The organism is Luteitalea sp. (genome assembly GCA_009377605.1).
Lineage (GTDB): Bacteria > Acidobacteriota > Vicinamibacteria > Vicinamibacterales > Vicinamibacteraceae > WHTT01.
The window spans coordinates 40648-61754 of the sequence record WHTT01000031.1 but is presented as its reverse complement, the minus strand read 5'-3'; the positions used below and the strand labels follow the sequence as shown (position 1 = coordinate 61754).

Sequence of the window (21107 nt, the reverse complement as noted above, 5' to 3'; positions counted from 1 at the left end):
ACTCAACGACGGAGCATGACAAGGAGCCGATGACATGACACACCACGCACGCAAAACGGCCACGGTCCTCGGCGTCCTTGCGACCGTGGCTCTCTTCTCGGCTTGTAGCCGAGCGGCTGAGCCGAAAGAGGCAGGCGATCAGGCCGCGCTCGAGCGCGTGGAGCTCGAGCGGGTCTGCATGGTCAACGATACCGCCTTCGAGCGCGATCAGATCCCGGTGAAGGTAAACAACACGACGTACTACGGCTGTTGCCAGATGTGCGAAGAACGCCTCAAGACGGACCAAGCCGTTCGCCTTGCCGTCGACCCGGTCACCGGCGACTGGGTGGACAAGGCGGGCGCGGTTGTTGCCGCCCGCCCCGACCAATCCGTCCTCTACTTCAGCAGCGAGGAGACCCTTGAACGCTATAGAAAGGGCGAGCGACACGACGGTGGTGAATGAGGCTGGACGTGACGTGACTGGCCGATAGCTGATTTCATGAGCACAAGGAGGAAAAGATGACGAGTTTTCGATTCACGACCATTGTGGCGGCGTTCGTGCTCTCGGCGATGTCGTTGCCGGCCGCGCAAGAGGGCACTACGGCCGCGCAGGCATTCGAGCACTACGAGGCGGTGCGGACCGCCCTGGCCGGCGACACGCTGAAAGAAGTCGATACTCACGCGAAGGCCTTGACGCCCTTGGCAGAGGAGCTCGCCGGTCCTGCGGCTCGAAAGGCGGGCGAGCAGCTCGCGAGCGCAAAGGATATCGAGGCAGCGCGCCTCCAGTTCGGCACCCTCTCGGAGGCGCTTGTCCCAAAGTTCATGGAGGCCGATCTTCCAGGAGTGAAAGGCTTCATGTGTGAGATGAAGAAGAAGCCGTGGGTGCAGCAGGGCGAGAAGGTGGAGAACCCGTATTACGGGAAGTCCATGGCCACGTGCGGGACACCGATGAAGGCAGCGAAGTAGCCGGCCGAATACAGCCGCGACGTCCGTTGCTGCGCACAGGGGTCGTCCATGATTGAGATTGCCGGACAGGACACTAGCTAGAATCCGGTGCCGTATCTCTCGCGATCTTGCTGGTCGCGATTGCGTTGTGGGGCCGTCGTCGAGGAGTGCGCTATGCTTAACAGCGGAGTGCAACGGCCAAGGAGGATGACGATGACGACGCGAACCTGGACCGTGGGTTCAATCACGATCGCGGGGGTTCTTGGCGCGTTTCTGGCGCTCTCGTCTGCGATGCAGACCGGATCCACGGCGTTCTGCCAGCGCTGCGGCGACGGCTTCTGCGCGCCCTCGTGCGAGAACGCCCAAACCTGCCCGATCGACTGCGCGCCGGTCGAGCGATAACCTGAGTTTCGATCGATTCGAGGTGGACCCTTCGCCGAGGGACGCCCGCCGAACCGACGGGCGTCCCTCGGCTCATGTGGGACACCAATTGAGACTATGACATACACCATTGAAGTGCTTCTGCGCGGCGAGACGACCGCGTTGGCTGAAACCGCGACGCTCGCCGGTACCCAACCGGAAGCGTGGACCGAGGCGGATGCGGCCGCGATGGTCCGCACGATGCTGCTGGCCATCGACCGCGCGCAGAATCCAGATCGCGTCGAGGAGCCGCCGATTACGCTGCGCGGTTTCAACTGGGTCGTGACGCCGCACGATGGTGGCATGCTGATCGCGATCGAGACGCACAGTGCAGCTGTCGTAGCCGGGCCGTTCGAGATCGCACAGGCCGAGCTCGAGCGTCTGCTCACCCGTGCGATGTCGCGCGATCAGCCATCTCCCACCGTGCACTGATTCGCACGCGCTATGGCTCCCTCACCCAAGATGCGCAACCTGACGGCGTGTGCCTCTACTCGATTCGGAGCAACTCCTTCGGATCGATGCGGGCGGCGCGGCGCGCCGGGAGCCAGTTCGCCGCGAGCGCAGTTGGAATCAACAGCGCAACGCCCGCTGCCATGATCGCAGCATCGTGGGGGGAGACGCCGAACAGCAGATCTGCGAGCAGCCGGGCACAACCGATTGCCGCGGCAACGCCCAGAACCGTTCCCACGACGACCGGCCCCAGGCTGCTGCCGAGAAGCGTCCGAGTGATGTCGCGCGCGCGTGCGCCAAGTGCCAGCCGAATGCCGATCTCACGCGTGCGCTGCGTGACGAAGTACGACGCGACGCCGTAGATCCCGCCGAGGGCGAGCAGGAGTGCTAACGTCGCGAAGGCAACCAAGAGAACCGAGTACGACTGTCGTTCAACCAGCGATTGGTTGAGCGCTTCCTCCATCGTTCGTACCTGAAAGGGCGCGAGATCGGTGTCCAGCTCTCTCACGGCCCTGCGCGCACTCTCGGCGATCGACGTGGGGTTACCCGCCGTTCGAAGCACAACCGTGAGATTGGTGGCTGGGTTCATCGGCAGGGGAGCGTAGAGACCGGGGCGCATCGGTTCCTCGAGACCGTAGTGCTTGACGTCATGTGCGACGCCGACCACGGTGAGCCACGGATCTTCCTCGTCTCCGCTTCGCAATCGGCGTCCCACGGGATCGGAGACGTTGGGAAAGAATGTCTTTGCGAGCGTTTCGTTCACGACCACCCCGCGCGGCCTCCCGTCGCGTGCGTCGCGCTCGTCGAAGAACCGTCCTGATTTGAGCCGGATGCCCATCGCCTGGAAATAGCTGGCGCTGGCGAGTCGGATCAGCACGACCGGGTTCTGCTCGCCCGGCCGGCGTGGCGGCTGGCCCTCTGCGTCCAGTAGGACGCCCCAGTGACAGCCCAGCGGCGCGCAGGTGACGAGACCTGCCATCTGAACTCCGGGCAGACGTTCCAGACGACTGCTGAGACGCTCCCAGAACGCAAGACGCTTGGCATCATCGGGATACGAGGCCTCGGGCAGATCGAGCCCAAACGTGAGGATCCGTTCCGTCCGAAACCCCGGGTCGACATTCCGGACCTGTGCGTACGCGCGGAGGAGCAGCCCGCCGCAGATGATCAACACGGAGGCCAGGGCGAACTCGGCACCGACGAGCCACGAGAGTGTGCGACGGCCACCGGGCGCAGTCGTCGAGCCTCCGCCGGCATCACGCATAGCGGCCCACAAGTTGCCACGGATGGCATGCAGGGCAGGCGCACACCCGAACAGCAGCGTCGTCAGGCCACTAAGGGCAACCGCGAAGAGGACGATGCGCCAATCGAGCTCGAAGGTCGTCCAGCGCGGCACTTGGTCGCCCGCCGCGGCAAGCAGCCCACGAAGTGCCCAGAAGCCGAGGGCCAGGCCGAGCGCGCCACCCACGATGGCGAGCACCAGATTCTCGACGAAGAGCTGCTGGAGCAGCCGGGCGCGGCCGGCACCGACAGCCAGGCGGAGACCCATTTCCCGGCGTCTCGCGAGCGCGCGAGCCAGCATGACGCTCGCGACGTTCGCGCAGGCGACAAGCAGCAGCAACGCTACCGCCACGCCGAGCGTCGAGGCCATCGTGCGGAAGCTCCCGGAGAGCTCTTCACGCAGCGGCTTGATGTACGGCGATACGATTCGTTCGCGGTCGCGGGTCTCCCAGATAGGCTCGTGCGCGCGGAGCAAATCCCGCTGGGCAGCTTCCATGCTGGCGCCAGGCGAGAGGCGCCCGATGCCGCCGCCGGAGTAGCTCTGTCCCTGCTGATTGGGGTCGCCCTGAAGTGGGACCCAGAGCCGCGATTCTTGCCACTCGCCCTCGGGTGGAAGCACACCGACAATCGTGTGTGGGACGCTGTCGAGGCGGAGCCGTTTGCCCAGAACGCCGGGGGCGCCGTCGAAGCGCTCCTGCCATAAGGCGTAGCCAATCAACACAACGGCTGGGCCGTTTGGGCGATCTTCGTCAGGGGTGAAGAGGCGGCCAATGACTGGTCGGACCCGCAGCACGTCCGCGAAGTCCCATGTGACGCGGCTTCCGGTAATTCGCTCGGCACGAGTCCCGGTTGCCATGTTGAAGCTGTCGCCCTTTGATAACGCGATGCCTTCGAAGAGCTTGACCGACTGCCGCCACTGGTGAAAGTCCGGGTAGTTGATTCCAACGTGCTCGTCGAGGTTCCAGCGCGGGGCCTTCGAGTTCACGTACACGAGTCTGTCCGGCTCCGAGAAGGGGAACGGTCGGAGGAACAAACCGTTGATCAGGCTGAAGACGACCACGTTGGCGCCGATGCCCAGCGACAGCATGGCGATGACCAGGGACGTCGACAGCTTCTGACGCGTGAACGATCGCAGTGCGTAGCGGAGGTTCGTGCTCAGCATCATCCCTCGTCCGCTCATCCGAGGTTGGACGAGCGTTGAGTGGGCCCGGGAGGGTCCGGGCGTCCGCGTGCGCAAGACGTCCACGACGGCGCATAGCCACACCGCGAGCGCTGCGGAGCGTCCCCCCCGCCCACGCGCTTCGACCAGCATCTCGGCGAAGAGCTCCTCCATCTCGGGGCTGTGCCTCTGCCGGAGGAGACGAGGCGTCAATCGCAGGAGCCGCCGATAAGCGCGGCGTGCACGGTCGACGTTGGTACGTGCACTCATGACGCGGCTCCTGGCCGTGGCTTCAGACGCGAGCGCGCCATGCGCACCAAGCCCTCGAGCAGCTCCGTCTCCGCTGCCAGCAGCGCGCGCCCGCGCTTTGTGATGCGATAGATGCGCTTCCGCTCGCTCTCGTCTGCCGGGCGGTGTCTCGGATTGTCCAGCTCCTCGATCCAGCCGCGCGCCCGCAGCTCCTCGAGCGAGCCGTAGAGGGTCGCCGGCCACAGCCGGACGCGATCATCGCTCAGCGCTCGAACCTCGCGAGCGATGGCCAAACCATGACGATCGCCCTCGGCGAGCGACAGCAGGATGTAATAGTGGCGGGTCTTCAACCGCACGTGCGACTGCTGCCCATCGTGACGTCTGCGCATGTAAGCGAAATTATACTGATTGATATAATACCGAGCAAGAGCAAATGTCTAGAGGGGGTGCTCACGAGTGGCAGCGACTCGCCGCCCCGCGCTAAGATGAGCCCTGGCGAGGAGGAACGATGACGGTCGCACCAGCCATTGCCTCGGTCGTGTACGTCGTCCCGCCGGCGCGCGCGACACTACTGCTGGCGCTACTCTTGAGCGTCGCGTGGAGCTTTCCGGTTGCCGCTCAGCAGACCTCACCCCGTCCAACCATTGGCCCGGAGGCGGCGCTTCAGCAGCAAGAGCACGAGATCGCCGCCGAGCTCGACGAGGTGAAGCGGGAGGCCGAGGCGCTGAGCGAGGCGCTCAAAGCGTTGGAACGGCCGCAAGCCGCGCCCGGTCAGTGAGCAGGGGACAGGGAGAGTCCGATCTGGGGCGCGTGCCTCGTGGCTGGGTTTCCCACCGTAGAATACCCTGTGCGGGGCCGAGATCGCTGCGAAGGGCCGGGATGGCGGAATTGGCAGACGCTGGGGACTTAAAATCCCTTGGGCTTCACGGCCCGTGTGGGTTCGAGACCCACTCCCGGCACTGAATAATAAGGGATGATCCTCCCAGAGTGCGAGGGCAGCGACTTCGCCTGGATCGAGCTTGGCACCGGATGACCGGGCGAGCAGCCGCTGAACAGCCGCGGGATCGGGGTCCTCAGCGTGGAGGCACGCCGGCGCACGCTCGCGCCATCCGTGGCGGCGACGCGAAGTCTCGGCCGCTACGATCGAGGGCACCAAGACGGCGGTGAATCCCGCAAGAATGTCGAGAACGTCGAGCTCGTCGAGATGGATGAGGGGACCAGCGTCCGCGATCGCGGCGAGCGGCAGATCACCGGCCGGCATGCTGCCGGCTCCACTCGATCTCCTGGCGGACGTACTCCTGCCAGGCCTCCAGCGGATGCCGATCCAGGTAGTAGCGGACCGCGAGGCCGGCGCCACGAGCGCGTACACATCTCCTCCTCGGTCGGCTCGGCGGCAGCGTGAAAACGTATCCCGTCGTCGCCATCCTGGGCGAGGACGCGATCGACCATCAGCGCCACTCCAGGCACTTTAGAATCAATCACTTACGCCGATAAGTGAAGCATGAAGAGAATCAGCCGCCAGGCTCATGGATCCATGCAGGCTCGTCAGATGAGTGGTGCCGGCTATCAGGACCGTAGGGAGCGGAACGCGGCCGGCAACCCGAGGACGCAGAGCCGATGTGCCATCACGAGTCGCCAGCCGGTCCAGCGTCAAGGATTTTTCGTCGACATAATCCCCAGACTGCTATGCTGATCGAGGACTATGGGTCTCACCGTGCTAGCCCTTGACGTGGCCAACCCTGCCGATCCAGCGACACGTGAATCCGTCGAGTTTCTGGTCGATTCAGGGGCTGTGTATTCGTTCGTGCCGCGCGCGGTGCTCGATCGACTCGGCATCGTCGCTCACGGTCGACAGCGCTTTCGGCTCGCCGACGGTTCAGGTATCGAGCGGGATCGCGGGGACGCGCTGTTCTTCTACAAGGGACAGCGCGGCGCAGCGCCGGTCATCTTCGCTGAGTCCGACGACGCAACGCTTCTCGGAGCTGTCACGCTCGAGTCGCTGGGATTCGTGCTCGATGCCGTCCGCCGCGACTTGCTCCCGTTACCCATGGTGGTCGCCGGATCTGTGGGGACCCGCCACCCCTGATGGTGGACGTCTCGTGCGCCTTGCGTTGATCGGTCGTGCACGAGCGGGAGACAAGCCAGACTCCAATGACAAGCGACGCGTGCACCCGGGCCAGGGCTGCCGCTTCGGATCCGATGCTCGGCGATGCGGATCAGCGTCTCGAGCCGGCTGCCGAGACGCTCAAGGAGCGTTGTGGCGGGACGGTCGCACTGGGTTGCAAGTCGGCGTCAGTGCCGCTCACGCTGCCGAGCGCGGACGCGTGGTGATGCCGAGGTGCACGCGTTCGACGCGTTGCAAACAGACGATTACGTCAAACAGATTCCGTGCTCGAGGATTTCCCTGCGGGCCCAGCATCCGCATCAGGCTCTTCGGCGACTTGTGCAGCGTCGCACTCAGGTCCTCGAAGCCAACCGTGGCGTTGATGTAGTCGCGTAGGATCGTCTTCCCGGTCTCGAGATCCCCCGTGACGAGGCACTCAATACCTTCGCGGAGCAGCTCGCGCCGGTAGGCTGGATCCCGTTGCATCCGTGCTTGGACGGTGTCTTTAAAGGCTCGTGTGAGAGGCATCGTCATCGCTCCCTGGTCTTACGCCGTTTGTAGTCTTGCTATCGCTTCTGCGCTGCTGCAATATCCCGGGCCTGCTGCTTCTTCGTGCCACCACCGACGAGGATCACCGATGGTGCCATATGCGTTACCATTGACCAAGCCTTTGTTGAGCGCTCACAGCGAACGGTTTCCCCGAACCGCCAGCCCCTTGCATGGATCGCGGCTGATCCCACATTCTGGCAATCGTACCCGCCAGCGATTTCCAGGTAACCCTCGATGCCGTTGGTCGTGAGCCATCTCGTCGGGAGGCCTCGGTCATCGCGGCATGTCTGGACAGACAAACGGGACCCGTGCCGCGCTATAGGTTTCCTCCTTGGTTTCTCCGACCAGCTGCAGTCGCAATACCAACCGTTTGTCGGTGATCTCAGCGACCTCGGCTTGGATCGCCGCCGTATCTTCCTGCCATTCGATTCGGCGCTCATCGACTGACCGCCACTCGGCGAGGCGATAGGTCTCCCAGCACGAATCCATCAGGAGAGTACCGTTGGGAAGAAAGATGCGAAGCGCTCCCGGCGCCGCTGCCGCGTCCGTCGACATCCAGACCTTTCCCACGAACGGCGGTTGCTCCTGTTCAAAAGCGACCTCTGCCTGTGGTGGCGGGGTGTCCGACGTCCGGTCGCTGCACGCAGACAGGAGTAAGCAAGCGACGATCGCTACCTTCTTGCGCATACGTCTCTATTTCACCTGGAGCACAGACAGGATGTTGCCAGAGGGATCCTTGAACCAGGCGATGTACGGCGTCCCACGGCGCGCAATGCCCTTCGCGTCCTGGTCGAACCCATCGTACCTCTCGAAGCGCACGCCCCGCGCGGCCAGCTCGTCAACCGCCCTGTCGACGTCGTCAACGGGGAAGTTCAGGATGGTGTAGGTCGCCGGTGTGAAGTCCGGCTTGGGGTAGACCAGCGTGTCCCGGCTGCCAGCGATGTGCAGCGTGAGCAGGCCATGCTCCTCGGACACACGCAGACCGAGTGTCTTCGCATAGAAGTCCCGCGCTTTCTGGAGGTCGTCGACGGCGAAGCCACTGAATGCCTTGGTGTTCTCGAACATGATTCCCTCCTTCGTCAGCAATGAAGTGCACGGTCACGACCCGCGCCTCCGGTGGCCTCCTCGTGCTCATCGTGACGGGCGCGACTCGTGCGTTGACGATGCCTCGAGCATGACGCCCTCCGTTCGAGGAGTGCTAAGATCCACGGTTCACGGTGATGCTAGACTACACCACTCTGCGCGGACTTCTTCCGGCGCTTGCTTCGCGTTGCTGGCCGTCGAGACCAACGCCACGCCCTGCCATGGACAACGGTGCGAGAAGCCGAACATCATCTTCCATGAGAATTCTCCTCACATTCCTGACAGTGTGCCTCTGGAGCCTTCCCGGCGGGAGCTCGGCCCAGAGCGACGAGCGACCACCCGACATTGTCATCTTCCTGACCGACGATCACAGCCAGCTGGACGCCACACCGTACGGCTCGAAGGAGTTTCGTACGCCGAACATGCAGCGCGTGGCCGACGCCGGATTGATGTTCACGCGCGCGTTCGTGGCGTCGCCGAGTTGCGCTCCGAGCCGTGCGGCCCTACTCACAGGGCTGATGCCGGCGCGTAATGGGGCCGAGCCGAACCACGCGAAGCCGCGTGCGGAATTGAGGAAGTGGCCCTCATATTTTCAGGAGCTCGGCTACGAGGTTGTCGCGTTTGGAAAGGTCTCTCACTACAAGCACACTGCTGATTACGGCTTCGATTATTTCGCGCACGATACGTTTCACGATCACGAGGCCATTCCGGCAGCGATCGAGTTCCTGAAGAAGCGAGATCGGAACAACGCCAAGCCGCTGTGTCTCTTCGTCGGGAGCAACTGGCCACACGTGCCATGGCCGGAAGATCCACAAGGCGACGACGCCGACACGCTGACACTTCCTGCCGGTTCCGTCGATACGCCCGCGACACGCAAGTGGCGTGCTCGTTACGCGGCTGCTGTGACGAACGCCGACAACCAGCTTGGGTTGATCCTCGCCGCCGTCCGGGAGCATCTCGGTGAGCGAACGCTCTTTCTCTTCAGCAGCGATCACGGAGCGCAGTGGCCGTTTGCCAAGTGGAATTGCTACGACGCTGGCATTCGTGTTCCTTTGATGATCTCGTGGCCGGGTGTGGTGAAGCCGGGCACACGCACGGATGCCATGGTGAGCTGGCTGGATTTTCTGCCCACGTTGTTGGAGGCAGCCGGCGGCAAGGCCCCCCAAGAGATCGATGGTCGTTCTTTCCTTTCGGTGTTGCGTGGCGAGCGCATGACGCACCGTGACCGCATCTTCGCGACACACAGCGGCGATGGTCGTTGGAATGTCTACCCGATTCGCAGTATTCGGACAGCGGACTGGAAGTATCTCTGGAATCTCCATCCGGAGTTCGCCTTCACGACGCACATTGATCTTCCGGGAGAGCTCGGACAACGCCCCTATTGGTCGACGTGGGAAACGGCAGCGAAGACCGATGAAGGGGCGGCGGCGATTGTGAAGCGATATCATGCTCGCCCCGAGGAGGAGCTCTACGACCTGCGGGCCGATCCCCACGAGCAGCAAAACCTCGCTGGTGATCCGCAGCATGCCACCCAGCGCAAGAAGATGCGCGCCGAGCTAGAGCAGTGGATGCAGCAGCAAGGCGACCGCCGCACTGTCTTCAATGAGCCGCGCCTGCTCAGTGATCAATCGAGCTACGGTCCGAATGCGCCGTCCGGCGATGCGCAGAAAGGCAGCCCAAAGAAGCCGCAAGAGTAAGACGACGCCACGCGCTCCGCGACCCTCGATAGGCTCGTGTGTTCGAGCTGCCACGTACCTGAACGTCGGACTCGCCCAGCCGGCCGTCTCACTGATCGCGCGTGACGAACTCACGCGCGACGACTCTCGACAGCGCCCGCCGAACCTTCTTGGGAACGCGCCACCGCTGCACGCGCCGCGAGAAGCTGATGCTCATGGGACCACCTGCGCTGGTCTGTCTGGTGGCAACGAGCTCGGAACGGTGCCAGCGTCCCGACGCGTTTCGATAGTGGATGTGAATCGTTGCCCCAACGGTAAGGGCGCTCGTCAAGAGGAACCGTGCCTGCGCGCCCGCCGCGATGCCGCTGATCTGCTCGAGCTCGTTCGGGAACCCCTTCCCGGTGGCGACGACATTGAGCGCAACACCCTTTCCACAGTTCGCCAAGATGAGGTGATCTTGAGCCACGTGGCCGACGACGACGGGCGTCTCGGCTGCATCCCAGAGGCGCCACGCTCGCCATGCGAAAACCATCACCACGACACAGGTGACGAGCAGCAGGACAAACGTCGGCAGATCCGTCGGCGGCCACCAATCGCGATAGAGCGTAGCCATTCCGCCCCTTTCTCAGCAGTATTCGCCATCCCAGCTGTGCGGTGGGCCCATTCCAACCGACACAACCTGAAGCGTGCCAGAATAGCTGGCGCTATCGGTCGCACGAGGGAGCATAGCGCAGGCGGACTGGAGCAGCATGCCGCAAATTGCTGGGACCCACGTCACGGAATGGAACGACGGTGAGCCGCGCCGGCTCGCTGATGCACTGGTCGTGGAAGCCCCGCTGGAGGTGCGCGTCAACGGAACGCCAATGGTGGTGACGATGCGTACGCCGGGGCACGATGCGGAGCTGGCTGTGGGATGGTTGCTCACCGAGGGCCTCATCGAGGAGCGAGGCGCGTTGGCGCACATTGCCGCCGCACCGGAGGCCTCGGATGACGTGGTCGAGGTGACCTTGCGTGAAGGCGTGGCGTTCGATCCGCAAGCGAGGGTCCGCCGCGTCATCGCGACGTCGAGCTGCGGTCTATGCGGCGTGGCGGAGCGCGGGGCGGTCCGGGTGCCGGGGCTCCTGCCGGCGACCTCCGCGCTTCGGATCGAGCCAAATGTGTTGTGCAGGCTGCCAGACGTGCTGCGCGGTGCGCAAACGATCTTCGCGCGAACCGGCGGTCTCCACGCTGCGGCGCTCTTCGACGCCAATGGCACGCTCCAGGTCATTCGTGAGGACGTCGGTCGTCACAATGCGGTCGACAAGGTCGTGGGCTGGGCCGTCGTGGAGGGCCGCGTGCCGCTGACGAGCGCCGTCCTGTTGGTGAGTGGAAGAGGCGGCTTCGAAATCGTGCAGAAGGCGTGCGCGGCCGGGGTGCCTATCGTGGCGTCCGTGTCAGCGCCGTCGAGTCTGGCGGTTGCGCTGGCCCGCGAGCTGAACGTCACGCTCATCGGGTTTCTTCGTGGCCGACGGTTCCTCGTCTACGCGGGGGCTCAGCGGCTCGGGCTCGCGGAGCCGTAGCGCCTGCCTACGACACAGGCGTGCTCAGAGCGACTTGCTCTCGTCCTCCCTGTCGAACAGCACACTGCGAAGCTCCGCCACGCTGCGCGGCGCCCACGCCGACCGAAAATCGCGCGCAAGAATTCTGCGAATTGCAGAGATCCTCGCGCCATGGACCATTCTGAGGAACCGCCCGACCTCGCGATTGAATCGCGCGCGCTCCTCGTCGGAGGCATCGGCCCTGTAAGCGGCAATCGCTTCATGGGCCGAGCCGTGCTCGATGCCGAAGTCTTCGTGCAGATAGCCCTGCAACACCTGGGTGAGCTCTGGAAACACCGCAACGAGGACCGGCTTGGCACGCCGCCGCTTACCCTGTGTGCGAGCTTTGCGCGACCTCATCACGGCACCTCGGGATAGGCGGTTAACACGAAGAATTGGTCCAGCTGCTCATCCCATCTCAGGACGATTCTGGCGGCCCAGCAAGTCTTCGGGCGGCGCGAGCCACGCCGGAGCGAGCGGCCAATCGGCTCGTCTCGATTGCCACGAAAGTGAACGACAAGGTTCGGACGTCGTCCGCTTCTCCGCGACCAGCGCTGGATCTGTGCGCGCGACGTTTCCAGGGCGTCGGCGACCACACGCTCTGCAGTCTCGCGGTCCATGAACGTCGAGGCAGCTGAGATGTCCTCAGCCGCAAGTCTTGCACGCAGGTCTCGGTCGCCGAGACCGACATGACGTGCGAGCGTGTGGCCGCCGTGTGCCTCGTCCCAGGCGAGGTCGCGGCGCGGCGTGCCAGCCACGGGTTCTTCTTGCGAGCGAGTGTCTGGGCGGGAAGAAGCAGCCTGTCGGATAGGAGCGTCGTGCGCCGCGGCAGCGCGAGCGTTGGCAGCACCTGAAGGGCTCGCGCTCTCTGGAAGCGACCCCAGTTGACACGCCGCACACAGAATCGACAGCGCAGCTGCTACGGCCAGACGATGAGGGATTACCCTGAGCACTGGCCTGCGGTCGTTTCGAAGAGAAGCTTCCCTGCAGTTGGATCGATGATCTCGTACTGTTCCTTCCCCCACGTGGACCATTGCACCACCCAGAGCGGTTTGGCGTTCAGCCGTAGCACTGCCAGCGGGTGCATGATGGCCACCGAGTGATAGTCGCAGGCCGTGACATTGCCTCCCATGCGAGCAGCGAGGACCTTACCGCCCTTGTCGACGCGAACCCAGCCATGGACGAACGACACGATATCGCAATCCGCATCTCTATCACCCGGTTTGCGCTTGTATCGCTTCGTCGCTTCGACGTAGTACGCGCGGCCACCCTGCGTACTGCCAGTAAGTGCGCCGTAGACGGCCTCCAGCGTAGCCGATGTTCGTTCACGCGCCTCTTTCGCCAGGGGATGACGCCAGCCGGACCTCTCCGCGCGCTCGATCGCTTCCTGCTCGTGCTTGGTGATGGTGCTCGCGAGCTCTCGGCCAAGGCGCTGCCACACCGGGTGTTCGCTCGTGAGGATGTCAATGGGCTCGATGGTCGCAGTGCCCGTCCACGCGAGGCCATCCTTGGGGTAGGGCTGCACGTCTGGCGGCGGCGGCGGTTCCGCCGTCTGATAGTCCGTGAGGAGCGCCGTTTGCTGCTGGCATTGGACCGGCACCCAAATCGGACTCTTGACTTCGAGGGAGTGAGTCTCGCCCTCGAGCGGTTGAAAGCGCCACTCGATCTGTGGACGCTTGTCCGGCCACCAGCCCGATGGCACGGCGTCGAGCGCAGCCGGGACATCCGTGTGCCGTTCCGGGGTTGGCCAATGTCGCTCGAACTTCGTCCCCGTGAACGTGACGAACGGCACGAGGACTCCGTCACGCCGCACGACCGCCAAGGTGAAAGCGGAGGACTGAACAAAGACAGGGACAGCCGTGACGACCAGCCCCAGCATGAGAGCGAACGACGCCAGGCGTCGGCGCATAGCGGGATTATACGTGAAGCCCGCCGGCCATTGTCGCCTCTCACCAAGACATCCGCTTTCCGAGCTCCACTGTCTGCGCTTGCTGGTACGTCTGGCAGACGCTATGCTCATCATGTCCTCCTCGCACAGGCCAGGTCACCGAGGTCAGCATGCGCATCCTGCTCCTGTCGATGCCAGACTCGTTCGAGCACACGCCGGTCGTCGCGGTTCGCATCCCGAACGGCGCGCTGGCGTCGCTCGCCGGGAACGTGGACCCGCACCACGACGTGGCGATTGCAGACCTGATCCTCGCCCACGGTCGCGTGCGCGAGACGGTCACGCGGTTGGTGCTGGAGCACCAGCCGGAGCTCATCGGCCTTTCGGTGATGACGTTTCAGCGCCGCACGGCCCTGCAGATCGCTCGGCTCGTTCGGAGGCTCGTGCCGGACGCTCGCATCGTGGTCGGCGGCTACGATCCCAGCCTCGCCTGGGAGGCGTACGAGGACCCAGCGCTCGGCATCGACTTCGTCGTCCGCGGAGAGGGGGAGCTGACGTTCTGCGCCCTCGTTCGTGCGCTGGAGGGGCACGATCGATTCGACGACATTGCGGGGCTTTCATGGCGTGACGGCCAGACGTTCCGGCACAATCCCGACCGGCACGTGTCACGCCTGGAGGCCGAGGCCATCAAGCCGGCGAAGCGCGCGGCACGGGTGCTGTCTGGCTACACGTTCATGGGACGGGGCATCGACGTCATCGAGACCTCGCGCGGCTGTACGTACGACTGCAGCTTCTGCGCCATCATCGAGATGCGCGGCCGCAACTTCCACAAGCTCCCCATCGCACGCGTGCTGGAGGACGTTCGAGATGCGCGAGCACACGGAGGCGAGGTCCTATTTCTTGTCGATGACAACATCACGCTCGACGTCCATCGGTTCACGGCGCTCTGCGAGGCAATCATCGACGCTGGCTTGAACGACGGCGAGCTCATCGTGCAGGCCATGACGTCGGCCATCGCACAGCACGGCGCGCGACTCGCCCCTCTGATGAAGCGCGCCGGATTCCGATACGTATTCCTCGGGATCGAGAACATCCTCGATGAGGACCTGGGATTCCTGAAGGCACGTGCGAAGAACGCGGCGAGAGATCAGGGAAAGGTTGTCGGTAATGCCACGCTCGCGGCCATCGATCATCTCCATCGCAACGGCATGTACGTCGTCGGCGGCCTGATCGTCGGCAATCCCGATGACACTGTGTCATCGATTCTCACCAATCTGGAGTTCGCGCGACGGTATGTCGACTGGCCGTACATTCAGCACCCGACACCGTATCCGAGAACACCCATGTCCATGGACTTCCGCGAGCGGGGCCTCATCGTCAATGAGCGGCTCGAGGAGTGGGATGGGACGACGGCCGTCGTCAGAACCGCCCACGTGGCCGCGGAGGAGGTGGAGTTCCTGCGGTGGCGCGCGGAGCGGTGGATGAAGGTGCGGCACCTGCCGCGCGCCATGGCTCACTATCCGTGGTTCGCGCTTCGCCACTGGCGTGGGATGTTTGCCCACACCTTTCGCGGATCCACGTGGCGCTCCCTCGTCGGCCTCGAAGACGCCCGCACGGTCTTCCGCCGCTACCAGGCGATCCGGGCCCGCGAGCGCGACTACTTGCGTGACAGCAATTCTGCATACAATAGGGGCGCGGGTCCGGCTCTTGGAACCGAGAGCGGACGATTATCGGACGCATCGGGTTAATCGGCATCGCCGGCCCGAGATCTTGACGCCACTGACCATGACTATCGATTCGTTGGAGCGGGCGCGACGTGCGCTCACCCGTGTGCCGCCCTCTTATCCACTGAATGACGCCGTCGTTTCCGACGTGGCTGGCGCGATTCGCGATGCGGTCCGCGCCGGATTGCTCGAAGCGGTGGCCGCCGTGAACGGTCGCACCTACGAGGGGGTGCCCCTGACCGAGGCGACGCAGCGTCGGCTGGAGGCGCAACAGATCGCCCAACGACTGGAGAAGTTCGCGAGAGAGTTCAGGTAAGCGGTCGGCGCGGGCCCCGGGGAGGCGGGCGCGCGTGACAAGCGGCGCATGCATCTACCAGCCCCACTCGATCCTCCTCGGGCGCGCTCCCGCGGCTGCGCGGACGGTGCGCTCGTCCAGCTCAAGGTCGAGGTGCTCGAGAGCTACAAGACGCGGCCGCCCGACGAGGAGACGCAAATGCGCTGGTCACGTTCATCTTCGTGGCGTTCGCGGTCTTCCTGGTGGTGCGCGCGATGAACCGATTGCGCCGAGAAGAGGCCGCAGCCGAGCCGACCACGAAGCCCTGCACGTTCTGCGCAACGGACGTTCCCATCGCGGCTACTCGTTGCCCGCACTGCACGTCGCAGCTCGGATAACCATCGGTAAGTCGACTCCGCGCTCGCGCGCCGTTTGAATGGCCAGCTCGTAGCCGGCGTCGGCGTGACGCATGACGCCAGTCCCCGGATCCGCTGTGAGCACTCGCTGGAGTCTCCGCGCTGCCGCGTCGGTGCCATCTGCCACGATGACCATGCCGGCATGGACCGAGTACCCAATCCCGACGCCCCCGCCATGGTGAATCGAGACCCAGGTCGCACCGCACGCCGTGTTGAGGAGAGCGTTGAGCAATGGCCAGTCGGCGATGGCGTCGGAGCCGTCGCGCATTCCTTCGGTCTCGCGGTTGGGTGATGCGACCGAGCCGGCATCGAGGTGATCGCGACCGATGACAATCGGCGCTTTCACCTTACCGTGGGCCACCAACCAGTTGAACTTGAGGCCGGCCTCGGCGCGCTCGCCGTACTCGAGCCAACAGATCCTGGCTGGAAGCCCCTGGAGCTTGACGTGCTCGCGCGCCATCCGGAGCCAGCGGGCCAAACCTGGCTTCCGTGGGAACAGCTCCAAGAGCGCCTCATCGGTGACCCGAATGTCCTCTGGATCTCCCGAGAGCGCCACCCAACGGAACGGGCCAGCCCCCCGGCAGAAGAGCGGGCGGATGAACGCCGGCACGAAGCCGGGAATCGTAAAGGCCTCGTTGAGACCCCGACGGTCTGCCACCTGGCCGCGCAGATTGTTTCCATAGTCGAACGTCACGGCGCCGCGCTTCTTGAGCGTGAGCATCGCGTTGACGTGCACCACCATCGAATCGAGCACCGCCGCCTCGTACTCGGCGGGGCCCGCCTCGCGCCAGTGGGCCGCCTGCCTCGGCGTCACGCCGACCGGAATGTAGCCCACGCGGAGGTCGTGCGCAGCGGTCTGGTCGGTGAGGACGTCCGGTACGCGGCCGCGTCGTACCAGCTCCGGCAGGACGTCCGCGACGTTGCCAACGAGACCTATCGACAACGGCTGCTTGGCACGCTGGGCTCGCTCGCAGCGTTCGAGGGCGCGATCGAGGTCGGTCTCGCAGGCATCGCAGTAGCCCGTCTCGACGCGCCGTGCCGCGCGAGCTGCATCGACCTCTACGGCCAAGCAGACACCACCATTCATCGTGACGGCGAGCGGCTGTGCGCCGCCCATGCCGCCCAAGCCTGCCGTCACGACGAGCCGGCCTGCCAGGGAGCCGTCGAAATGCTGCGCCGCACATTCGGCAAAGGTTTCGTAGGTGCCTTGCAGAATCCCCTGCGTACCAATGTAAATCCAGGACCCCGCCGTCATCTGGCCGAACATTGTCAAGCCAAGCGCTTCCAAGCGGCGGAACTCGTCCCAGGTCGCCCAACGCGGCACCAGATTGGCGTTGGCCAGTAACACCCGCGGTGCATCGGCATGCGTCCTGAAGACGCCGACCGGCTTGCCGCTCTGCACGATCAGCGTCTCCTCGTCGCCCAGCCGGCGGAGCGTGTCCACAATCGCCGCGAAGGCGGCCCAGTCGCGTGCGGCCTTCCCGGCGCCGCCGTAAACGACGAGCTCTTCTGGACGCTCGGCGACGTCCGGATCGAGGTTGTTCATGAGCATGCGCAGCGCAGCCTCCTGCGGCCAGCCCTTGCAGGAGATCGCCGTGCCGCGCGGTGAGCGAATGATGCGCCGCTCACTGGGAGCCTGCGTGCTCATGCTGGTATCCTACCGCCGGTGGGTGAGGCATGACTAGGCTCGTCGAGTGCGTACCGAACTGTTCGGATGGCCGCAACCAGCATGTGATCGACGCCATCGCCCAGGCCATCTCGAGTGTCTCGGGCGTCAAGCTGTTGGACGTCGATCCGGGCGCTGATACCAATCGAACGGTGTACACGTTCGTCGGGGAGCCGGACGCCGTGCAAGAGGCGGCGGTCAAGGCGGCGCACGCGGCGGCCGAGCACATTGACATGCGCGTGCACCAGGGCGCGCACCCGCGGATTGGCGCGATGGACGTGTGCCCGTTCGTGCCTGTCGCCGGGGTCACGATGGCGGAGTGCGTGGACATGGCGCACGCCGTCGGACGCCGCATCGCGGAGGACCTGCGGGTGCCGGTCTACTTCTATGAGCATGCGGCGTCCTCTGACGCGCGCCGCAGCCTCGCAACCATCCGCGCTGGCGAGTACGAAGGGTTGGCGCAAAAGCTTCGAGATCCCGCCTGGCAGCCGGATTGTGGACCTGTCCGCTTCGAGGCGCGCTATGGCGCCACTGTCGTGGGCGCGCGTGACTTCCTGCTCGCCTACAACGTCAACCTCAATACGCGCGACCGGCGCTTGGCGCACGAGATCGCCCTGACGATTCGCGAGGCGGGGCGAGCCCAGCGCGACGCGAGCGGGCAGATCGTTCGTGGCACCGACGGCCAACCGAAGCGCGTGGCCGGCCGCCTGCGTCGCGTGCGGGCGATCGGCTGGTACATCGAGGAATATCGCCAAGCGCAGGTTTCCATCAACTTGCTCGACTACAAGACGACGGCACTGCACACGGTGTTCGAGGTCGTGTGCGAGGAGGCGGCCAAGCTTGGCCTGCGCGTCTCCGGGTCGGAGCTGGTCGGCATGACGCCGCGCGAGCCGATTGTCGAAGCGGGCCGTTACTATCTGCGCCGACAGGGCAAGTCGACCGGTGTTGCCCTGGCCGAATTGGTGGAGATCGCGATCCGCTCGCTCGGCTTGGATCAGATCGCGCCGTTCGATGTGAACAAGAAGATCATCGAAGCCTACTTCGAGCCGGAGGCGCCGTTGCTGAGCATGGCCGTGGCGCGGTTTGTCGACGAAGTCGCCTCGGAGGCGCCAGCGCCTGGCGGCGGCTCGGTCGCTGCGCTCGCGGGCAGCCTGGGCGCGGCGCTGGCCGCGCTGGTGGCGAACGTGACCGTGGGCCGATCTGGCTTCGAAGCAGCGTCAGCGGCGCTGTGCGCAGACGCCGAGCGTGCGCAGGAGCTCAAGGCTCGCCTCGCCACGCTCGTCGACGAGGACACGCGCGCCTTCATGGATGTGGTCGCTGCGCGCCGGTTGCCCAAGGGCACGGCGACCGACGAGTCGGCACGCGCGGGCGCAATCGAGGCGGCGCTCCAGCGTGCGGCGCAGGTGCCGCGCGAGACCATGCAACTCAGCCTGGAAGTGCTGCGCCTCGCCGGCTCGATCGTCGAGCGCGGAAATCCACATGCCGCTTCCGACGCGGGTGTTGCCGGCCTCATGGCGCGTGCCGGCGTCGAAGGTGCCACACTCAATGTGTTGATCAACCTGGCATCCATCCAGGACGAGACATTCACGCGCGAGTGCCGAGACGAAATCGCACACGTCCGAGCAGAGGCCGCACGGCTCGTCGAGGCGCTGACGCGGGCGCTCGAGCGTCGGGGCGTTATGTAGGGCAGTGGAAAAGATGCCTGTCACTTTTCCACCCTTGCGTACGAAATCTGGCTTCTGATAACGTCTCAGAGATTTGTCGAGCCAGCCTGCACCAGGAACACGAGCAAGCCGCAGCCCCGAGCCTGACGTCGGTGTATCCCGCAGGGCGCTACTCGCGCTGTTGAGCGCAGTAACAGCAGGAAGCGCGGGGCTTATCTTTCTCCGGCGCGGTCGCGAAGAGCTCCACAGCTGGGAGCGTCAGACACTCGAACGGCTCCGTCGTCGTCTGGCGCTCGCCGGTGCGCTGGACGTTCTGGGAGCAGCGGCGCTCGAAGCCGTCGACGAGCAGAGGCCAGGAGAGCTGGCCAGACGTCTCTTTCGCGAGCCTGACCGGTTTCGGGGGCGCGATGCCGATGGCGCGCTCGAGCTTCTCCGCGAAGAGATGCGACGGGACTACGCCATGGGGCGTACGCTCTTCGTTGGCGGCTGGGAGCTGGCCCAGACAGAGGCACGGCTATTCGCCGTGCTCCACGCGATGGACCAGCCTTCCACCGGGTCACGATTGTGAAGTTCGAGGATTCGCGGTCGGTGGAGAGTGGCACCGCCCTGGCTACCGATGTGTGCGTGGTCGGTGCGGGGGCTGCGGGACTCACGTTGGCCACCACGTTCGCCGAGCACGGCATCGACACCTGCGTCATCGAGGCTGGTGGGATGCAGTTCGATGTCGGGACACAGAGCCTCTATCGCGGTCAGGTCAGCGGCGATCGCTTGCCGCACAACTATCTGGTGACGTCGCGCCTGCGGCAATTCGGCGGTACGACCAATCACTGGGGTGGCCACACGCTCCCGATCAGTGCCCACGTATTCGGCCGACGCCCTGGCGTCCCGACTGGAGAGTGGCCATTCTCCCGGCGCGAGCTCGACCCGTACTACGAGCGAGCGGCGCTGTTCCTCGACGCGAAGAGGCCGTACCGACCCGACCCGCCACCGCCAAACGATGCACCGTTGGTCAAGGTCAACAGTTATGCGATTCAGAACCTGAGACTCGGCCAGACGTATCGCGACCGACTGGAGCGGTCCGCGTCGGTGCGTGTTCTCTTGTTTGGCAACGTGATCGAGCTCGAGACGGAACGCGGTGGCAGACGGCTCCACTCCGTCAAAGTCGCCACACTCGGCGGCAACCGCTTCTCTGTGAGGGCGCGTGTGTTCGTGCTGGCGACCGGAGCCATCGAGAATGCCCGATTGCTCCTTCAGCCAACCGAGATGAACCCACGGGGCATAGGGAACGAGCACGACCTCGTCGGACGCTATTTCATGGAGCACGTCTTCTTGCTCACCGGCCGAGCGGTTCGCATGTCCGAGAAGTGGCCCATGTTCGCCGCGCTCTCACCGGGGCTGCAGGCTCGACACGAGCTCCTGGACGTCGGGCTCAGCCTGCGCAAGCTCACGGAGAAGCCGAACGAGCTCAGTCGTGCGTTGCTCCAGGTGACTGGCGCGTTGGATCTTCCCGCCGACGATCCAGCGCTGCTCGGAGCGGTGATATACGGTGAAGCCCTCCCGGACCGGAACAACCGTGTCACGTTGATGGCCGAGCGCGACGAGCTGGGTCAGAACAAGTGCGAGCTCCACTTCGTCCTGTCGGGGATCGACCGGCGTAACCTGCAGGAAACGCAGCGACTGGCGGCCCGAATCGTCGGAGAGCGAGGATGGGGAAGGCTTCGTCCTGCCGCGATTCCGAGCCAGGTTGGCCTTGGCAACCACCACATCGGCACCACACGCATGAATCCGCATCCGCGCGTTGGGGTGGTCGATGCTCACTGCCGGGTCCACACGCTGGCCAACCTGTTTCTCGCCGGTAGCTCGGTGTTTCCGAGTGCGGGATTGGTAAACCCGACCTTTACCATCGTGGCGCTGGCGTACCGCTTGGCCGACCATCTGATTCACGGCATTCGGGAAGGTGCTTTCGGTAGGGTGTGAGCCCCGCCCTACCATCCGGACAACTCAGTAGG

Annotated in this window: 24 protein-coding genes, 1 tRNA gene and 1 pseudogene; 16 read left to right on the top strand and 10 right to left on the bottom strand. The window is 64.8% G+C overall.

What is annotated here, in order from left to right:
- The first annotated feature begins 34 nt into the window (after positions 1–34).
- The 5 genes and pseudogenes from GEV06_12615 to GEV06_12595 all read left to right on the top strand — a co-directional run bounded on the left by GEV06_12615 (position 35) and on the right by GEV06_12595 (position 1776).
- Positions 35–442, top strand: a complete 408-nt coding sequence (locus tag GEV06_12615; GenBank protein ID MPZ18739.1) for a TRASH domain-containing protein — start codon at positions 35–37, stop codon at positions 440–442.
- A 56-nt stretch (positions 443–498) separates the two neighbouring features.
- Positions 499–945 (top strand): DUF3347 domain-containing protein, encoded by a 447-nt coding sequence (locus GEV06_12610; GenBank protein ID MPZ18738.1) that lies wholly within the window; start codon positions 499–501, stop codon positions 943–945.
- Positions 946–1028: 83 nt separating this feature from the next.
- A pseudogene (locus GEV06_12605) lies at positions 1029–1106 on the top strand (GlyGly-CTERM sorting domain-containing protein).
- 31 nt (positions 1107–1137) lie between these two features.
- Entirely contained in the window at positions 1138–1326 is a 189-nt protein-coding gene (locus GEV06_12600) for a hypothetical protein (GenBank protein ID MPZ18737.1), read from the top strand.
- A gap of 96 nt (positions 1327–1422) precedes the next feature.
- Positions 1423–1776, top strand: a complete 354-nt coding sequence (locus GEV06_12595; protein MPZ18736.1) for a hypothetical protein — start codon at positions 1423–1425, stop codon at positions 1774–1776.
- A 55-nt stretch (positions 1777–1831) separates the two neighbouring features.
- On the opposite strand, the gene GEV06_12590 is transcribed toward GEV06_12595, so the two are convergent.
- Positions 1832–4501, bottom strand: coding sequence for an FtsX-like permease family protein (locus GEV06_12590; protein MPZ18735.1), 2670 nt, complete (start codon positions 4499–4501; stop codon positions 1832–1834).
- Complete coding sequence (locus tag GEV06_12585; GenBank protein ID MPZ18734.1) at positions 4498–4869, bottom strand: PadR family transcriptional regulator; 372 nt, start codon at positions 4867–4869, stop codon at positions 4498–4500. Before GEV06_12585 ends, GEV06_12590 begins: the two co-directional genes overlap by 4 nt.
- 119 nt (positions 4870–4988) lie before the next feature.
- Between GEV06_12585 and GEV06_12580 the strand changes: the two genes are divergently transcribed.
- The 4 genes from GEV06_12580 to GEV06_12565 all read left to right on the top strand — a co-directional run bounded on the left by GEV06_12580 (position 4989) and on the right by GEV06_12565 (position 6566).
- Complete coding sequence (locus GEV06_12580) at positions 4989–5258, top strand: hypothetical protein (GenBank protein ID MPZ18733.1); 270 nt, start codon at positions 4989–4991, stop codon at positions 5256–5258.
- A gap of 95 nt (positions 5259–5353) precedes the next feature.
- A tRNA-Leu gene (locus GEV06_12575) sits at positions 5354–5439 on the top strand.
- A 119-nt stretch (positions 5440–5558) separates the two neighbouring features.
- Positions 5559–5882 (top strand): hypothetical protein, encoded by a 324-nt coding sequence (locus tag GEV06_12570; protein ID MPZ18732.1) that lies wholly within the window; start codon positions 5559–5561, stop codon positions 5880–5882.
- A gap of 312 nt (positions 5883–6194) precedes the next feature.
- On the top strand, positions 6195–6566 hold the full coding sequence (locus tag GEV06_12565; GenBank protein ID MPZ18731.1) for an aspartyl protease: 372 nt from the start codon (positions 6195–6197) through the stop codon (positions 6564–6566).
- 216 nt (positions 6567–6782) lie between these two features.
- On the opposite strand, the gene GEV06_12560 is transcribed toward GEV06_12565, so the two are convergent.
- The 3 genes from GEV06_12560 to GEV06_12550 all read right to left on the bottom strand — a co-directional run bounded on the left by GEV06_12560 (position 6783) and on the right by GEV06_12550 (position 8198).
- Positions 6783–7112 carry a transcriptional regulator gene (locus GEV06_12560; protein ID MPZ18730.1) on the bottom strand — a complete coding sequence of 110 codons (330 nt, stop codon included), beginning with the start codon at positions 7110–7112 and terminating at the stop codon, positions 6783–6785.
- A gap of 294 nt (positions 7113–7406) precedes the next feature.
- The gene (locus GEV06_12555; protein ID MPZ18729.1) at positions 7407–7820 is read right to left on the bottom strand and encodes a hypothetical protein; all 414 of its coding nucleotides are present in this window, start codon (positions 7818–7820) and stop codon (positions 7407–7409) included.
- Positions 7821–7826: 6 nt separating this feature from the next.
- Entirely contained in the window at positions 7827–8198 is a 372-nt protein-coding gene (locus GEV06_12550) for a VOC family protein (protein MPZ18728.1), read from the bottom strand.
- Positions 8199–8353: 155 nt separating this feature from the next.
- Here GEV06_12550 and GEV06_12545 point away from each other — a divergent pair, with 155 nt between their 5' ends.
- Positions 8354–9913 carry a sulfatase-like hydrolase/transferase gene (locus tag GEV06_12545; protein MPZ18727.1) on the top strand — a complete coding sequence of 520 codons (1560 nt, stop codon included), beginning with the start codon at positions 8354–8356 and terminating at the stop codon, positions 9911–9913.
- An 88-nt stretch (positions 9914–10001) separates the two neighbouring features.
- Here the strand turns inward: GEV06_12545 and GEV06_12540 are convergent, their stop codons facing one another.
- Entirely contained in the window at positions 10002–10505 is a 504-nt protein-coding gene (locus tag GEV06_12540; GenBank protein MPZ18726.1) for a hypothetical protein, read from the bottom strand.
- 136 nt (positions 10506–10641) lie between these two features.
- On the opposite strand from GEV06_12540, the gene fdhD reads away from it, so the two are divergent.
- Positions 10642–11451: a formate dehydrogenase accessory sulfurtransferase FdhD gene (gene fdhD, locus GEV06_12535; GenBank protein MPZ18725.1), complete on the top strand. Its 810-nt coding sequence runs from the start codon at positions 10642–10644 to the stop codon at positions 11449–11451.
- A gap of 24 nt (positions 11452–11475) precedes the next feature.
- Here fdhD and GEV06_12530 read toward each other — a convergent pair whose 3' ends face one another.
- The 3 genes from GEV06_12530 to GEV06_12520 form a co-directional block, all read right to left on the bottom strand.
- On the bottom strand, positions 11476–11829 hold the full coding sequence (locus GEV06_12530; protein ID MPZ18724.1) for a hypothetical protein: 354 nt from the start codon (positions 11827–11829) through the stop codon (positions 11476–11478).
- A complete protein-coding gene (locus tag GEV06_12525; protein ID MPZ18723.1) occupies positions 11829–12227 on the bottom strand; it encodes a hypothetical protein in 399 nt (132 codons plus the stop codon). The genes GEV06_12530 and GEV06_12525 overlap by 1 nt, the downstream gene beginning before the upstream one ends.
- Positions 12228–12409: 182 nt before the next feature.
- Positions 12410–13378, bottom strand: coding sequence for a hypothetical protein (locus GEV06_12520; GenBank protein ID MPZ18722.1), 969 nt, complete (start codon positions 13376–13378; stop codon positions 12410–12412).
- Positions 13379–13527: 149 nt separating this feature from the next.
- Here GEV06_12520 and GEV06_12515 point away from each other — a divergent pair, with 149 nt between their 5' ends.
- Both GEV06_12515 and GEV06_12510 read left to right on the top strand, forming a co-directional pair.
- Complete coding sequence (locus GEV06_12515) at positions 13528–15102, top strand: radical SAM protein (protein MPZ18721.1); 1575 nt, start codon at positions 13528–13530, stop codon at positions 15100–15102.
- 37 nt (positions 15103–15139) lie between these two features.
- Positions 15140–15394 carry a hypothetical protein gene (locus tag GEV06_12510; GenBank protein MPZ18720.1) on the top strand — a complete coding sequence of 85 codons (255 nt, stop codon included), beginning with the start codon at positions 15140–15142 and terminating at the stop codon, positions 15392–15394.
- Between the two features lie 318 nt (positions 15395–15712).
- Here the strand turns inward: GEV06_12510 and hutU are convergent, their stop codons facing one another.
- Positions 15713–17416: a urocanate hydratase gene (hutU, locus tag GEV06_12505; protein MPZ18719.1), complete on the bottom strand. Its 1704-nt coding sequence runs from the start codon at positions 17414–17416 to the stop codon at positions 15713–15715.
- A 29-nt stretch (positions 17417–17445) separates the two neighbouring features.
- On the opposite strand from hutU, the gene ftcD reads away from it, so the two are divergent.
- The 3 genes from ftcD to GEV06_12490 all read left to right on the top strand — a co-directional run bounded on the left by ftcD (position 17446) and on the right by GEV06_12490 (position 21075).
- Positions 17446–19119, top strand: coding sequence for a glutamate formimidoyltransferase (gene ftcD, locus GEV06_12500; GenBank protein MPZ18718.1), 1674 nt, complete (start codon positions 17446–17448; stop codon positions 19117–19119).
- 160 nt (positions 19120–19279) lie between these two features.
- Positions 19280–19666: a hypothetical protein gene (locus GEV06_12495; protein ID MPZ18717.1), complete on the top strand. Its 387-nt coding sequence runs from the start codon at positions 19280–19282 to the stop codon at positions 19664–19666.
- Positions 19663–21075, top strand: a complete 1413-nt coding sequence (locus GEV06_12490; GenBank protein ID MPZ18716.1) for an FAD-binding protein — start codon at positions 19663–19665, stop codon at positions 21073–21075. Before GEV06_12495 ends, GEV06_12490 begins: the two co-directional genes overlap by 4 nt.
- Positions 21076–21107: the final 32 nt, after the last annotated feature.